The 13,326-nt window shown below is 63.2% G+C and carries 15 protein-coding genes; 7 read left to right on the top strand and 8 right to left on the bottom strand.

Features of this window, described 5'->3' with window-relative positions; all coding sequences use genetic code 11:
• The coding region (locus GNZ12_RS21415) for a LysE family translocator (protein WP_172313412.1) at positions 1-298 on the bottom strand (298 nt) is incomplete at its 3' end.
• A 395-nt stretch (positions 299-693) separates the two neighbouring features.
• Between GNZ12_RS21415 and GNZ12_RS21410 the strand changes: the two genes are divergently transcribed.
• The gene (locus tag GNZ12_RS21410; protein WP_172313410.1) at positions 694-1,167 is read left to right on the top strand and encodes an Lrp/AsnC family transcriptional regulator; all 474 of its coding nucleotides are present in this window, start codon (positions 694-696) and stop codon (positions 1,165-1,167) included.
• A 64-nt stretch (positions 1,168-1,231) separates the two neighbouring features.
• Here GNZ12_RS21410 and GNZ12_RS21405 read toward each other — a convergent pair whose 3' ends face one another.
• Positions 1,232-2,461, bottom strand: a complete 1,230-nt coding sequence (locus tag GNZ12_RS21405; protein ID WP_172313408.1) for a YbfB/YjiJ family MFS transporter — start codon at positions 2,459-2,461, stop codon at positions 1,232-1,234.
• 257 nt (positions 2,462-2,718) lie between these two features.
• Here GNZ12_RS21405 and GNZ12_RS21400 point away from each other — a divergent pair, with 257 nt between their 5' ends.
• The 3 genes from GNZ12_RS21400 (at position 2,719) to GNZ12_RS21390 (ending at position 4,837) form a co-directional block, all read left to right on the top strand.
• Positions 2,719-3,384 carry a nitroreductase family protein gene (locus tag GNZ12_RS21400; RefSeq protein ID WP_172313406.1) on the top strand — a complete coding sequence of 222 codons (666 nt, stop codon included), beginning with the start codon at positions 2,719-2,721 and terminating at the stop codon, positions 3,382-3,384.
• 115 nt (positions 3,385-3,499) lie between these two features.
• Positions 3,500-3,979, top strand: coding sequence for a hypothetical protein (locus GNZ12_RS21395; protein WP_172313404.1), 480 nt, complete (start codon positions 3,500-3,502; stop codon positions 3,977-3,979).
• Positions 3,980-3,991: 12 nt separating this feature from the next.
• Positions 3,992-4,837, top strand: coding sequence for a 4'-phosphopantetheinyl transferase family protein (locus GNZ12_RS21390; protein WP_172313402.1), 846 nt, complete (start codon positions 3,992-3,994; stop codon positions 4,835-4,837).
• On the opposite strand, the gene GNZ12_RS21385 is transcribed toward GNZ12_RS21390, so the two are convergent.
• Together GNZ12_RS21385 and GNZ12_RS21380 are read right to left on the bottom strand one after the other, a co-directional pair.
• Positions 4,834-5,478, bottom strand: coding sequence for a 4'-phosphopantetheinyl transferase family protein (locus GNZ12_RS21385; RefSeq protein ID WP_216673309.1), 645 nt, complete (start codon positions 5,476-5,478; stop codon positions 4,834-4,836). The two genes, GNZ12_RS21390 and GNZ12_RS21385, sit on opposite strands and share 4 nt — an antisense overlap.
• Positions 5,479-5,610: 132 nt before the next feature.
• Positions 5,611-6,087: a helix-turn-helix domain-containing protein gene (locus tag GNZ12_RS21380; RefSeq protein ID WP_172313400.1), complete on the bottom strand. Its 477-nt coding sequence runs from the start codon at positions 6,085-6,087 to the stop codon at positions 5,611-5,613.
• Between the two features lie 73 nt (positions 6,088-6,160).
• Here GNZ12_RS21380 and GNZ12_RS21375 point away from each other — a divergent pair, with 73 nt between their 5' ends.
• Complete coding sequence (locus GNZ12_RS21375) at positions 6,161-7,042, top strand: class I SAM-dependent methyltransferase (protein ID WP_172313398.1); 882 nt, start codon at positions 6,161-6,163, stop codon at positions 7,040-7,042.
• 86 nt (positions 7,043-7,128) lie between these two features.
• On the opposite strand, the gene GNZ12_RS21370 is transcribed toward GNZ12_RS21375, so the two are convergent.
• The 4 genes from GNZ12_RS21370 to GNZ12_RS21355 all read right to left on the bottom strand — a co-directional run bounded on the left by GNZ12_RS21370 (position 7,129) and on the right by GNZ12_RS21355 (position 11,746).
• Positions 7,129-8,451 (bottom strand): MFS transporter, encoded by a 1,323-nt coding sequence (locus GNZ12_RS21370; protein WP_172313396.1) that lies wholly within the window; start codon positions 8,449-8,451, stop codon positions 7,129-7,131.
• Between the two features lie 187 nt (positions 8,452-8,638).
• The gene (locus GNZ12_RS21365) at positions 8,639-8,875 is read right to left on the bottom strand and encodes a DUF2783 domain-containing protein (RefSeq protein WP_172313394.1); all 237 of its coding nucleotides are present in this window, start codon (positions 8,873-8,875) and stop codon (positions 8,639-8,641) included.
• A gap of 131 nt (positions 8,876-9,006) precedes the next feature.
• On the bottom strand, positions 9,007-10,716 hold the full coding sequence (locus GNZ12_RS21360; protein ID WP_172313392.1) for an FAD-dependent oxidoreductase: 1,710 nt from the start codon (positions 10,714-10,716) through the stop codon (positions 9,007-9,009).
• Positions 10,717-10,786: 70 nt separating this feature from the next.
• Positions 10,787-11,746, bottom strand: a complete 960-nt coding sequence (locus GNZ12_RS21355; protein ID WP_172313390.1) for an MBL fold metallo-hydrolase — start codon at positions 11,744-11,746, stop codon at positions 10,787-10,789.
• Positions 11,747-12,030: 284 nt separating this feature from the next.
• Between GNZ12_RS21355 and GNZ12_RS21350 the strand changes: the two genes are divergently transcribed.
• Entirely contained in the window at positions 12,031-12,888 is an 858-nt protein-coding gene (locus tag GNZ12_RS21350; RefSeq protein WP_172313388.1) for an IclR family transcriptional regulator, read from the top strand.
• Positions 12,885-13,326, top strand: a 442-nt coding sequence (locus GNZ12_RS21345) for a helix-turn-helix domain-containing protein (protein WP_172313386.1), incomplete at its 3' end; no start/stop codon positions are given. The genes GNZ12_RS21350 and GNZ12_RS21345, both read left to right, overlap by 4 nt.

Below are 13,326 nucleotides of genomic sequence, written 5' to 3'. Positions count from 1 at the left end.
TGGGCGCCGCAAGACTGCCGCTGCGCCATTGCTTGCAGCCGAGATACACGAGATAGATCGCGCCGGCCCAGCGCAGCGCGATCAATGCACGTGCGTCGATCAGCAGCAACGAGTTAAGACAGAGCGCGGTGAACGCCAGTTGTAAAAGTACGGCGCAGGTGCCACCCCACACGCAAGGCAGCGCGGCGCGCCAACCGGCGCTGAGCGCCTGACTCATCGTCAGTACGTTGACCGGACCAGGTGAATAAACAAGTACGAGGGAAGCGAGGAGAAATGAAACATACAGCTGAATCGACATCGGTGGGCCCGGTAGCGGCTTGGCCGGCAGTGCGCGCCGCCGCCGCGCTCGAAGATCGTTCAAGGACAGCATACGGACGGTAGGTACCGGCAAGCATTCGGTTAGGAAAATGCGTCCATGCCCGGCGAGCGCGTCTTCCGGCGTGGGTGACGCCGGAATTCGCCCGCGTGCCGCCTTTCTGTGAAGGCAGCGAGACACCGGATGGCAGCTTGTGGCCGCGCAAGACCGCAGGCCTGGGGCCGGCGGCCCGGACGGTTGTCCCGGGCATGAATGCACCCTGAAAATATACCCAGGCGCAGGCTGGATATGCTTCCTAAAGCGATGCAGCCGCTTGCGGTTTGCAGGACAATATTCCTTTAGAATGGCATTTATCTGAACAAGCTTCCGAGAATGCCATGACCGCCCGAAATCGCCCACTGGATAACCAGGATCGGAAGATCATGCGCGAGCTGCAGAAGAACGCGCGCCTGAGCAACGCCGAGCTCGCCGAACTGGTCGGCATGTCGACCACGGCGTGCTGGAATCGCACGCGGCAGTTGGAGACGGAGGGGTACATCCGCGGCTACGTCGCGTTGCTCGATCAGCAGAAGCTTGGCTTCGCCGACGTGGTGCTGCTCGAAGTCACGCTCGACCGTCACGACGATGACGCCCTCGCCCGCTTCGGTGCAGAACTGGCAACGCTGACTGAAGTGCTGGAAGCGTATCTGGTGTCGGGCGATTACGACTATCTGGTCAAAGTGGCGGTCGACGGTACAGCGGGCTACGAGCGGTTTCTGCGCGAGAAGCTCTACAAGATCGCCGGCATCCGTCACAGCCGCTCGATGTTTGCCCTGCGGTGTATGAAGAGCATTCCGTCGGTACAGATTTAGTGCCTCGGTACCTTCCTGGCCTTGGCACACTAGTACACAGATGCATCGCTAAGCCGACTCAGACTCAGCGTAACGGCTTCTGCCAAGCCGCCAGCACCGCGCCGGCCGCAAGCAGCAACGCGGAATAAACCAAGCCGCGTGCGAGACCTGCGCCATCCGAGACCCAGCCGATCATCATCGGCCCAACGATCTGTCCGAACGCGAACACGATCGTGAATGCGCTGATGCCCTTGGCCCAGTGACTCGCGGGCAGATTGTGGCGCACGAACGCCGTGGTCGACGCGACGGCCGAGAGAAACGTCGCGCCGAACAGCACGCCGGAGACAAACGCCACCCACGGTTGCGTGAAGAGCGCGGGCAACAGCGTCGCCACCGCGAGCAACGCGTTGAGTATCGCGAGCGCGTGGCCGCCGCGCATGCGGTCGAGCAGACCGGACCACACGCGCGCCGAGACGACCGTCGCTACGCCGAGCAGGAGGTAGAAGCCCGTCACCACCGCGGCGCTCATGCCCGCATTGCGCAGCAGCGCAACGATGAACGTCATGTAGCCGATATAGCCGACACCGAACAATCCATAGCCCGCCAGCGCGGGACTGAAACGCGGCCAACGTGGCGCGTCGGCGGCATTGGAAACATGCGCGGTCGAAGGTCCAGCCGCATGCGCGCGTTCGATTTTCCTCGCAGCGCCGATGGCGATCGCGGCGAACACAGCGCACGCACCCGCCAGTGCGAACCACGCAAACTGCCAGCCATGCGCGACGTTGAAGATCGTCAGCGGCACCAGCACCGACGAAGCGACGATGCCCCAACCGGTTCCGCCGTAATACAAGCCGAGCACAAGCCCCGCATCGTGCGGTCTCGCCGACGCCAGCCGCGCCGCCAACACGCCGCCGCTGATGAAAATCGCCGCGCTGCTCGCGCCGGTGACGACGCGCAATGCGAGTAGCGAATGCGTGTCGGCAAGCAGACCGCTGATGGCCATCAGAACCGCAGTGGCCACGCAGCCGGCGCCGAACAACACACCGGCCGACCAGCGGCGCGCGAGTCGCGGAAAAGCCAACGCGCCCAGCAGATAGCCCAGTGCGTTAGCGGTATTCATCGCGCCGGCTTGAGCAAAGCTCCAGCCGAGGTCGAGTTTCATCGAAGGCAACAGCAACGCGTAAGCGAAGCGCGCAAGACCCAGCGCGATCGCACTGCCTAACGACAGGCCAGCGGCCAGCATCAAGGTGGGCAGGCGCTGCGCCGCTTCCGTGGACGTGGCGGACGATGCGGCGTCGAGAGATTTTGTCGGCATTGGCTAACGTGGGTGGACATGGATGCGGCAGGCTTGCTGCGGCATTTCGCCATCATATCTGTGGGCGCTCCATACGGCTGACCGTTAGTTGCGGACTAGACGTCCGAAACTCGACCGCAAGGCCTCCTGAGCGCTCATAGCCCGCGCAACCCGCGATGTGATGCCCTGTCAAATTCATTTTCTAAATGCGAATGATTTGCATTTACGTGCAAATTGACTCATCATCACGCTCATACCATCAGCCGAGCACCGAAATCATGAGCACACTCGACGTCAGCCGCCCTGAAACCGAAACCGAACGCACAGCAACCGCGACGCCTGACACCGCCGTCCGGTCCAAGGCGGCCGCCGCGCTCGAAGTGCTGCTGTCACGCCAGTCCCACTGGCCGCTCACCGAGCCGGGTCCGGCCGACGCCGAACTCGATCTGATCTTCGACGCCGCCTTGCGCGCGCCCGATCACGGCAATCTGCGGCCGTGGCGTTTCGTCACGATCCGCGGCGACGCGCGCGGCCACCTCGGCGACGTGCTGGTCGACCTCGCTTGCGCCCGCTCGCCTGGCGAGCCGCGCTCCGCGCATGCGCATCGGCGGCAGAAGGCTTACGCGGCGCCACTGGTGATCGCACTCGGCGCGGCGCTCTCGGCCCATCCGAAGGTGCCCGAGGTCGAGCAATTGCTGGCGGTCGGCGCGGCCACGATGAACATGCTGAATGCGATCCACGCGCTCGGCTACGGCGGCTTCTGGTCCACGGGACCGGACAGCTGTGAAGCGCAACTGCACGACGCGTTGGGCTTCGCACCGAACGAGAAACTGCTGGGCTTCCTCTTTGTCGGCACGCCCAAAAACCCCGGGCAAGAACCGAAACGTCCGGCACGCAGCGAACATGTGCGCGAATGGCTGCCACCGCAGTCGGCAAAAGGTTGAAGCAAGCACTGCGTCACCGCCGATCCGTCGCACGCGACATGCGCTGGCCTGCGACGTGGCCCTCCTCCGATCAGGCCGGCGCGACTCATTGGACCGTGTCCATCCAGGAGCAACGATGAACTTCCGCTCTCACTACAGCAGCCGTCCCGAACTGGTCGACGATCAAGTCACGGATACCCCCGACGCGCCTGACCGTACGGTCCTCAGCGCCGTGCGCACCTGGCTGCGGCCGGCGTGTGAATCGGCGCGCGGCGGCGTGCACTGGCGCGACATCTTAAGCGGCGTGGGCTTGCGGCAAGACGGCATCGAACATTTCGATCTGCTAATGCGTTCGCTGATGCACGTGTCCTATCGTCCGCTCGACATGCGATGCCGCTGCGCCAGTGATCTCGGCAAGGACGAAGCCGTGATCCTGCAAACCATCGCGTTGCTCCAAAAAACGCACAGCGGCGCTGCCTTGCGCATGCTGAGCGAATGGCTGCCAGGGCCGGCCGTCAGCGGCGTGTTGAAGCTGATCCGCTGGTTCGCCATCGATCTGCTCGACGCCGGTGTCGAACTCGACGTGCAAGCGCGCCGCGTCACGTATATGCATTGAGGAACCGAGCGTATGCCGTTGGAACTCGCTCCTCTCGCTCCGTCGCGTGTGCGTGACGGCATCGGCTCGCAGGCGACGAATAGCGCAAACGCCTTGCAAGCCGCTCAACCTGCTCAACCTACGCAACCTGTTCGAACCGCACACGCTATCGTCAGCGCGGCCCTGCCGCAATTCGTCTCGCATCCACTAACGCGCCACTATCCGCGCCGCGTCGCCGTGCCACGCGCGGGTGAGTTGCATCTGTGGCGGTTCCGCTGCGAATGGCTACCGGTGCCGGCGCAGGAAAGCGATGTGTGGCTGTCGAAGGGCGAGCGCGAACGCGCTCGGCTTCATCCGAACTCGGCGCTACGCAAACGCTTTGTTAGCGCACGCGTGGTGACGCGCTGGATCGTCGCGAATCTGTTCGACTGCGAGCCGCGTGCGGTCGATTTGCAGGACGACGGCAACGAGAAGCTGCGCGCGCGTCATCCGCACGATGGTCGCGGCATCACGATCGATATCGCGGATGCCGGCATCTGGATCGTGATCGGCATTGCGTCGGCGACGCTCGGTCTGAACGTCGTCGTACCCTCGCCGGGCGCTGCGCTCGACGAGACCCCGGAAGGCTCCCGCCGACGCGCGCGTTACGGCAGCTTGAGCAACGCGTTGCGCTATGCGCCCGTCGATGTCGATCTGGATCTGCTGTCGGGCGATGCCGCAGTCTGCGCGCTCGATCTCGCCGAGCATGGCCGCTGGCATGTGCTCGATCTGCCGATGTCGGGCAAGATTCGCGCGGCGGTTGCACTCGCGCAGCCGGTCACGCAAGTGCACGCCGTTGGATGGCCTAAGGCGTTGGTGTTTGGCGAATCGAGCGCCTAGGGCGCGAACGTTTTCGTCGACCACGCCACGCATGCAGCATAGCCTTCTGGCGCCGAGATCCAGCGCGCGGCAATCTCGCGCATGTCATCCGGAATCTCATTGCGGAGCGTCACCTGCATGCTGTCGCGCGGCAGCACCGTCAGATGCTGCAAACCGCGCGTGATGCCCACGCCCGTCGTTTTGACGAGCGCTTCTTTGGCGACCCACGCGTCGTAAAACGCACTGACCTGCTGCGTGACGTCCAGCCGCTCGATCCACACAGCCTCGCTCGCATCGAGCGTCAATGCCACGATCGAACGCCAGTCGAATTTATCGCTGTATTGCTCGATATCGACGCCGACACGCCGGCACGGCGACATCGTGATCAGCCCGTGCGAGCCTGCATGTGAGACGTTGAAGTCATATGCATCGGAATCGACGAGATGAGGCCGACGATTCCCATCAAGCTTGAACCGAACAGCATGTGCCGCGATGCCGAGATACCGCGCGAGTTGCTCGCGCAGCGCCACGCGCACAGACGCGAAACGAAGCGCATCTTCGTGGCGGCGAAAATTGCCGGCTCTCGCGCGCTCGTCGTGGCTTAGCTTAGCGAAGGCAGCATCGTCCAACGACGCGTCGAAAGCGAAATCAATCCGCCACAAGGAAACGTCGGGCGGACCGTCATGAGGTAACGCAAGAGCGTTCGATCGAATACATCGCGAAGGTTCGGACGTTAGACGCGCGGTCGCAAAAGGATATGCGCGACTCTACCCGATATGACGTCCGGACTCCTTCTATCTCCTGGTCCGATTGGGCACTCGCGCAGCGGAGTCGTTCAACGATGTTTGCGGCGTCTTTCTTTTTCGCGCGCCTCCAATCGCGCCAGATGCGGCGGCCTGCAGGATGCGACGGAACGTGGGACATTCCATGTGGCTCGGTGCGGGGCAGGCAGCGGCGTGTCGCAGGCCGTCACGCATGGCGCTCAGTTTGCGGATCGTCCTGTCCAGTTCGTCCGCCTTGGACACGAGCATCTGCCGGTCGATGCGCGGCGGGCCGTCCGTGGCGAACATCAGCGCGATCTCATCGAGCGAGAAGCCAGCGGCGCGCCCCAGCGCTATCAGTGCCAGGCGATCCAGCACGTCCGCATCGAACAGGCGGCGCAGTCCTCGCCTGCCGGTAGACGCAATCAGCCCCTTTTCCTCGTAGAACCGCAGCGTCGATGCCGGCATGCTGGATCGCTGCGCCACTTCGGCGATGTCTAGCTTGATCACCCCTTGACCTCAAGTCAGCTTGAACTTGCATAGTGTAGCTTCCGCTCCCGGGGACACACACAGGACAACGACCATGGATACCAAGCAGCAGACCGGCAACGAGCAGGCGGCACTTTGGAACGGCAGCGCCGGACGCGCCTGGGTGGCGGCGCAGTCGGTACTCGACCAGATGTTAAAGCCCTTCGAAAACCTGCTCGTCGACGGGATGTGCGCCGGGTCCGGGCAGAGGGTGCTCGACGTCGGCTGCGGCACGGGCAGCACGACACTGGCCGCGGCGCGGCGGCTCGGTGCGAAGGACCATTGCATCGGCGCCGACATTTCAGCGCCGATGATCGCCGCCGCCCAGCTGCGCGCCGAACGGGAGGGCTCGACAGCAAGCTTCATCTGTGCTGACGCGCAGACCTACGCCTTCGCGCCGGCGAGCTTCGACAGGATCATGTCACGCTTCGGCGTCATGTTCTTCGACTATCCGGTCGCGGCCTTTGCGAACCTGCGGCGCGCCGCCAGCGATGGCGCCGAACTCCGCTGCATCGTCTGGCGGAGCGCAGCGGACAATCCCTTCATGACCACCGCCGAGCGCGCCGCTGCACCGCTGCTGCCGAATCTGCCCGCCCGCCGGCCGGGCGCGCCTGGACAGTTCGGCTTCGCGGACCGGCACCGCGTGTCGTCCATCCTGGAAGAGAGCGGTTGGGCCGGGATCGACATCCGGCCACTTGATGTGAACTGCAGCTTGCCGGAGAAGGATTTGGTCGGCTACCTCACCCGGCTCGGCCCTGTCGGTCTGATCCTTCAAAACGCGGACGAGCGGACCCGCGCGCAGGTGATTGAGACGGTCCGCGCCGCCTTTGATCCCTACGTGCACGGCACCGAAGTTCGCTACACCGCGGCCTGCTGGATGGTCAGCGCCCGGGCGCCGTCTGCGCGCGCCGAGCCTCATGAGGCAGCCAAGGTTTGACGCAAGACACTATCTGATGAGCGCTCTTCTGATCGGCGCGGGCGCGACGACGGTGGTGGACGCTTGGTCGGCGGCCCGTATAAGTCTTAGATGTGCTTCGTTTCCTTCGGCACGCCGAGCAGCAACGCCACACCGCTGACGAACAGCAGCGCGGTCAAGAGATACAGCGCGTTGTCCATGCTGCCAGTGTGCGTCTTGATCAACCCGATCACCCACGGGCTGACAATCCCGCTCGTAATACCGATGCTGCTGATCAACGCAATGCCTGCCGCCGCCGCAGTGCCGGACAGATAGCCCGACGGCACGGTCCAGAAGATCGGCAACGCGGCAAAAATCAGCACGGCTGCCAGCGAGAGGATCGCGAGCATCGCCGGGAAGCTGCTCAGATGTAGAGTCAGCAGAGACAGCGCGATGCCGCCGCCAATCGTGCAAACCGCAAAATGCCGGCGTCGTTCACCACGACGATCCGAGTGCCGCGCGATCAGAATCAGGCCCACTGCGCCGACCGCATTCGGAATCACGGTGTACAGGCTGGTCGCCAGCACATCGTGAACACCGAAGTCGCGAATCATCAGCGGCATCCAGAAGTTCAGCGTCAACGACGCGCAGGTGAGCGAGAAATAGATGAACGCGAACAGATAAACCCGCGGATTGCGCAGCGCTTGCGTGACGGAGCGCGACGAATGCGCGTCCGATGAAACCTGACGGTCTTCATCGCGCTGCGCGATCAGTTGCGCCTTCTCGGCAGCGTTGAGCCACGTTGCATGCTGCGGACCGTCGACCAGATAAAACGCGGCGAGCAAACCAAGCACGATGGCCGGCGCACCTTCGATCACGAACATCCACTGCCAGCCGAACAGACCCATCACGCCGCCCATATCGCGCATGATCCAGCCGGACACCAGCCCGCCGAGCACACCCGCCACCGCGACGCCCGCGAAGAAAATCGACAGCACGGCCGCGCGCCGCCGCGCCGGATACCAGTAGGTCAGATACAGCACGATGCCCGGAAAGAACCCCGCTTCGAACACGCCGAGCATGAAACGCAGCACGTAGAAGTGAGTGGGTTTCGACACCAGCATCATGCCGACCGATGCGATGCCCCACAGCAGCATAATCCGCGTGAACGTACGGCGCGCGCCGAAGCGTGCGAGCAGCATGTTGCTCGGTACCTCACACAACACGTAGCCGATATAAAAGACCGCCGCGCCGAGCCCGTACATGGCGTCGCTGAACCCGAGGTCGTGCTTCATCTGCAATTGCGCGAAGCCGATATTAATGCGGTCGAGAAACGACACCACATAACAGAGGAATAGAAACGGAATAATCCGCTTCGAAACCTTGCGATATAACAGATCGTCGTGCGCAACGGCGGATGCGCCCAGCGCGGGGGCGAGGGATTGGCTCATCGGTTATCTCCAAACGTGAGGGTCCAGCGGACCCGCTAGGTCCGGCGTCTTGATGCGCCGCTTTTCTGTTTTCTACTGGGACGGCATGCGGCGGCACAGGTGCGCCGCGCGCCGTGGTGAATTGCGCGTGACTCGAACGGCCACGCGCGTGCAGCGTTTTATCGTTACCGTTCGCCGTGCCGCATGTTCAGGCGGCCAGCGGATGCGTCTGCGCGCCTCGCGCCGACGCGTCGGTCACGCCCTCACGTGCGTGCCGCATCGCTTCGAGCAGCGTCTCGTGATCGCCAATCTGGTTGGCGAGCAACAGGATCAGTTGCGCGTTGGCCGACTGACTCTGTGCATCGTCCAGATCGCGATGCATGTCGATCAGCGCCTCGTAGAAATCATCGGGGCGAGCGAGATTGGGTTGCGTGTTCAATGCCATGACTGTCTCCTGCTATTTTCTTTTGCCGATGTGCTGCGTTTGTCGGCCAGGCTGCGTGTACCGCATATTTAGCGCCTGCCGCGCTCGCCACGTGTTGGCCCTGTGCCATCTTCGCTGCGTTTGCCCTGCCCTCAGGCCGTGCCTTCAACGCACAACGCTCGCTTCAATGCGCCTGCCACAAAGCTCACGTCGAGTCGCCGCTGCCGCGCACAGACATGCTGGTCCGGGCGGATCAAATAGAACGTGCCGGGCTTGGCGTCGTAACGCGCGGCGGCAAGACCGTCGATGTCGTGCAACACATTGGCACCCGAAGCCGCCGCGACCTGCGCATCGCCACGCGTCACCACGACGAGCTTCAGCGGAATCGGACTGCTGCGCAACGCATCCAACGCAGCTTGCGTTGCCTGATCGATACCTTGCTCGCCGCAGAACAACACGCCCGTGAACTGCTGGCCGAGTTGCTGTAACAGCCAGGCCGGTTGCCCGGCTGCATGAACCGGCGCATCGACGCACGATGCCCCCGGCACCATCAGACCGTCGAAGCTGTCGCTGTCCGCTGTATTCAACGGGGAATCACGCAACACCGCCGGCACTGAGAGGCGGCCGCTATTCGTCAACTGCCGCGCAAACGGGTGATGCCGTGCGAGCTTCAGCACCGCATCGCGGAACACTCGGCTAACCGGGCTCTTCGGTGTGATGAAATCGGTCGAACGCGTGGAGTTGCGGATGTTTTCGTCAGCGGCGAATTCGCGCTCGCTCGCATACGTGTTGAGCAAAGCATCGGATGCTTTGCCTTCGAGCACCATCGCCAGTTTCCAGGCGAGATTTTCCGCGTCCTGCACGCCGCTATTCGCGCCGCGCGCACCGAACGGCGACACGCCATGCGCGGAATCGCCCGCGAACAGCACGTTGCCGTGCCGGAAACGGTCCATGCGCAAACACGAAAACGTATAAACGCTGACCCATTCCAGCTCAAACTTCGCATCCGATCCGAGCAACGCACGCACACGTGGGATCACACGTTCCGGCGTTTTTTCCAGCACCGGATCGGCATCCCAGCCCAACTGGAAATCGATTCGCCACACGTTATCCGGCTGACGATGCAACAGCACCGATTGATTCGGATGGAACGGCGGATCGAACCAGAACCAACGCTCAGTCGGAAACTCCGCTTCCATCTTGACGTCGGCGATCAGGAAGCGATCTTTGAACGTGACGCCGTGGCTGTCGAGTCCCAAAAAATTGCGCATCGGACTGCGCGAGCCGTCGGCGGCCACCACATAGCGGCCGCATAACGGGCACTGACCGTTGGGCGTATCGACGGTCAGCGTCACGCTGGCTTCTTGCGTACCCGGCGTGCCGTTCTGCTGCGCGCCGACCACTTTGCTCTTCCAGCGGATCTCGAGATTCGGCAGTTCCTGCGCGCGTTCGAGCAGAAAGCCTTCGACGTAGTACTGCTGCAGGTTGATGAACGCGGGCCGGTTGTGGCCCGCTTCCGGCTGCAGATTGAACGTGTACACCAGCTCATCTTTCAGGAACACCTTGCCGACATTCCAGCTGATGCCCTTGTCCACCATGCGCTGCCCGCAGCCGAGCCGGTCGAAGATATCGAGCGAGCGCTTCGAGAAGCAGATTGCCCGCGAACCGGTGGACAACGAACAATCGTCGTCGACCAGGACGACCGGCACGCCCTGCTGCGCGATATCGATCGCGGTAGCGAGGCCCACCGGCCCCCCGCCGACTACGATCACGGGATAGACCGTCCGATCCGCATCACCTTGCCCGCTTTGTTCACGGCAAGGTTGATACTCGAACGACAGCGTCTGGTAGTTGATACTCATCTTGTGTCTCCGTCCTTCTCTGCTCTGCTTGACGCTTTCCGGTGTTTCTATGCGGTGATCAGGATTGCAATCAGGCTTGCAGCGCGTCCCACATATCCTTATCGCGCTGCGCGGTCCAGATACGCGGATGCGTGATGCCGCTCGCTTCGTCGAAGGCACGTGAGACGTCGAACGGCAGGCAGTGCTCGTAGATGAACACGTGACCGAACTTCGGGTCCATGGCCTTGCGCGTGTGCGCCATCGCGGCCTTCAGATCGAGCTTCTGTTCGACCGCTTCGCGGCCCTGCTGCAGCAGCGTGGTGACGAAGTCTTTCGTGTAATCGAGGCCCTTGTTGACGTCTTCCGGCGTGGTCAAGGCAGGACCGCGGCCCGGTACCAGCTTGTCGGCTTTCAGCGCGCGCAGCGCTTCAAGCGTGGCGGGCCATTGTTCGAGCTGAGCATCGCCGCAATAGCAGGCCGCGTCGTATTCGACCAGGTCGCCGGAGAACAGCACTTTCTGCGACGGCAGCCACACCACCGTATCGCCCTTTGTGTGACCAGCGCCCAGATGCGCGATCCGCACTTCGAGCTTGCCGAGGAACAGCGTCATTTCCTTTTCGAACACGAGCGTCGGCCACGTCAGGCCCGGCACCGTTTCGACACCGGCGAAGAGACGCGGGAAGCGTTCGATTTCCGACTTCATGTCCGCTTCGCCGCGCTCGACGATCATCTCGTACGTGCCACGGCTCGCGATCACCTCTTGCGCGCCTTCTTCGAAATATGCCGACGCGCCAAGCACGCGCACGGCGTGGTAGTGCGACAGCACGACGTATTTGATCGGTTTGTCGGTGACGCTGCGGATCTTTTCGATGAGGTCTTGCGCCATGGCCGGCGTGGCGGTGGTGTCGACGATCAGCACGCCGTCGTCGCCGATGATCACGCCCGAATTCGGATCGCCCTCAGCGGTGTACGCGTAGGCGTTCTCGGACAGCTTGGTCCACGTGACTTTCTTGACTTCCAGGTCGGCCTGGGATGCGAATGCCTTTGCCATGCTTGTCTCCCTCAAAAGTTGGACGTGAGGCGAGACGGCCGGCTGCGCGTTCAAATACAGATGCGCGGGCTGGCGGTATTGGGGGTTGTCTCGCCCCGTTTTGACTCTGTGACTGCACCGGTATGTCGGGGTGAATGCATCTTATGGCTGGGCGAGTTTATTTGTCAATAGCGAAATGTGTCGCTATACGCAAATCTCAGAGCGTCTAAGATGAAGACAGGATGGCGCGGGCTTTCGCGCAGGGCTTCGGCTAACATGGACCCTTTTTACGGACGAGCGCGGGTGTGAGCAAAGCAGCGAAACCGGCCACCGGCAAAGGCGCGGGCGGCAGCGAGACGGCGGATGGCGGCAAGACGCAGCGCGGGATTCAGAGCGTCGAAGTGGGCGGCCGCGTGTTGCTGGCGCTCGCTCAGGCGCGCAGCCCGCTGGCTTTATCCGATCTCGCCACTGCCGCGCAGATCGCGCCGGGGCAGGCTCATGCTTATCTGGTAAGCCTGAGCCGCTTAGGTCTGATCAAACGTGACGAGCTGTCGGGCCGTTATGAACCCGGTCCACTGTCGTTGCGGCTCGGATTGATGCATCTGGAGAACCAGCCGGCGTTTCGCGCCGCCGTGCCGCGCGTGGCGGCGTTGGCCGAGGCGATCGGGTTCAGCGTCGCGATCTGTATTGCCGGACCGCAGGGGCCGACCATCGTCCGCTATGAGCATGCGGGCTTTCCGTTGCATGTGAATCTCCATGTGGGCACGGTGATGTCGCTGCCGGCGACGTCGACGGGTCGCGTGTTTTGCGCTTATCTGCCACGTGAGGCGTTGGACGGGATGTGGGCGAATCAGTCGGGCTCGACGGGTCGCGCGATGACGCCGCCTGATGAAAGCGCCGCGTTCGAAGCAGCTTTAGCCGCAATCCGCGCACGCCGGTTGGAATGCAGCGTCGATGCGCCGAGTCCGGGCATCAGCAGTTTGAGCGCGCCGGTGCTCGATGCGAACGGCCACTTGTGCCTCGCGCTGACGGTGATCGGCTCGCCCGGCGCGATCGACGTCGCCGCCGATGGCCCGACAGCTCGCGCGCTGCTAGCGACGGCCCATGACATCAGCGCCGAACTTGCGGCAGCGCCCTCCTTGTTAGCTTCTTCCGCATCGTGACTGATTCTCTCGACACTTCTTACGCTGCCCCCGGCGCTTCCGCCGCGTCCGCCGATGCAAAACCGCAGCGTGGCATCCAGTCGCTCGATAGCACTGGCGAGTTGCTCGGCGCACTGGTTGCGGCCTCGCGGCCGTTGAGCTTGCGCGATCTTGCGGCGGCTGCAGGCATGCCGCCGGCCAAAGCGTTTCCGCATCTGGTGAGTCTGCTTAAGATCGGCTTGCTGAACCGCGATGCCTCTGGTTGTTTCGAAGCCGGGCCTTTGGCGCTGGAGCTTGGCTTGATCGGCTTGCAGCGTTTGTCGCCGACGCGGGAGGCTGAGCCTGAAGTGGTCGAACTGGCAGCGTCGACGGGAATGAGTGTCGCGATGGCGGTGCTCGGGCCGCTCGGGCCGACCGTCGTGCGGCTCGAAGAATCAGCGCGGCCGCTGCATGTGAGCT

This window comes from Paraburkholderia solitsugae (assembly GCF_013177695.1).
Classification (GTDB): domain Bacteria; phylum Pseudomonadota; class Gammaproteobacteria; order Burkholderiales; family Burkholderiaceae; genus Paraburkholderia; species Paraburkholderia solitsugae.
This window is presented reverse-complemented; position numbering and strand designations above follow the sequence as displayed.

Excerpts from the sequence above, each read along its gene's own strand:
- GNZ12_RS21375 (WP_172313398.1), top strand. The coding sequence starts at position 6,161 with ATGGATACCAAGCAGCAGACCGGCAACGAGCAGGCGGCACTTTGGAAC.
- GNZ12_RS21370 (WP_172313396.1), bottom strand. The coding sequence starts at position 8,451 with ATGAGCCAATCCCTCGCCCCCGCGCTGGGCGCATCCGCCGTTGCGCAC.
- GNZ12_RS21390 (WP_172313402.1), top strand. The coding sequence starts at position 3,992 with ATGCCGTTGGAACTCGCTCCTCTCGCTCCGTCGCGTGTGCGTGACGGC.
- GNZ12_RS21405 (WP_172313408.1), bottom strand. The coding sequence starts at position 2,461 with ATGCCGACAAAATCTCTCGACGCCGCATCGTCCGCCACGTCCACGGAA.
- GNZ12_RS21400 (WP_172313406.1), top strand. The coding sequence starts at position 2,719 with ATGAGCACACTCGACGTCAGCCGCCCTGAAACCGAAACCGAACGCACA.
- GNZ12_RS21395 (WP_172313404.1), top strand. The coding sequence starts at position 3,500 with ATGAACTTCCGCTCTCACTACAGCAGCCGTCCCGAACTGGTCGACGAT.
- GNZ12_RS21410 (WP_172313410.1), top strand. The coding sequence starts at position 694 with ATGACCGCCCGAAATCGCCCACTGGATAACCAGGATCGGAAGATCATG.
- GNZ12_RS21355 (WP_172313390.1), bottom strand. The coding sequence starts at position 11,746 with ATGGCAAAGGCATTCGCATCCCAGGCCGACCTGGAAGTCAAGAAAGTC.
- GNZ12_RS21365 (WP_172313394.1), bottom strand. The coding sequence starts at position 8,875 with ATGGCATTGAACACGCAACCCAATCTCGCTCGCCCCGATGATTTCTAC.
- GNZ12_RS21360 (WP_172313392.1), bottom strand. The coding sequence starts at position 10,716 with ATGAGTATCAACTACCAGACGCTGTCGTTCGAGTATCAACCTTGCCGT.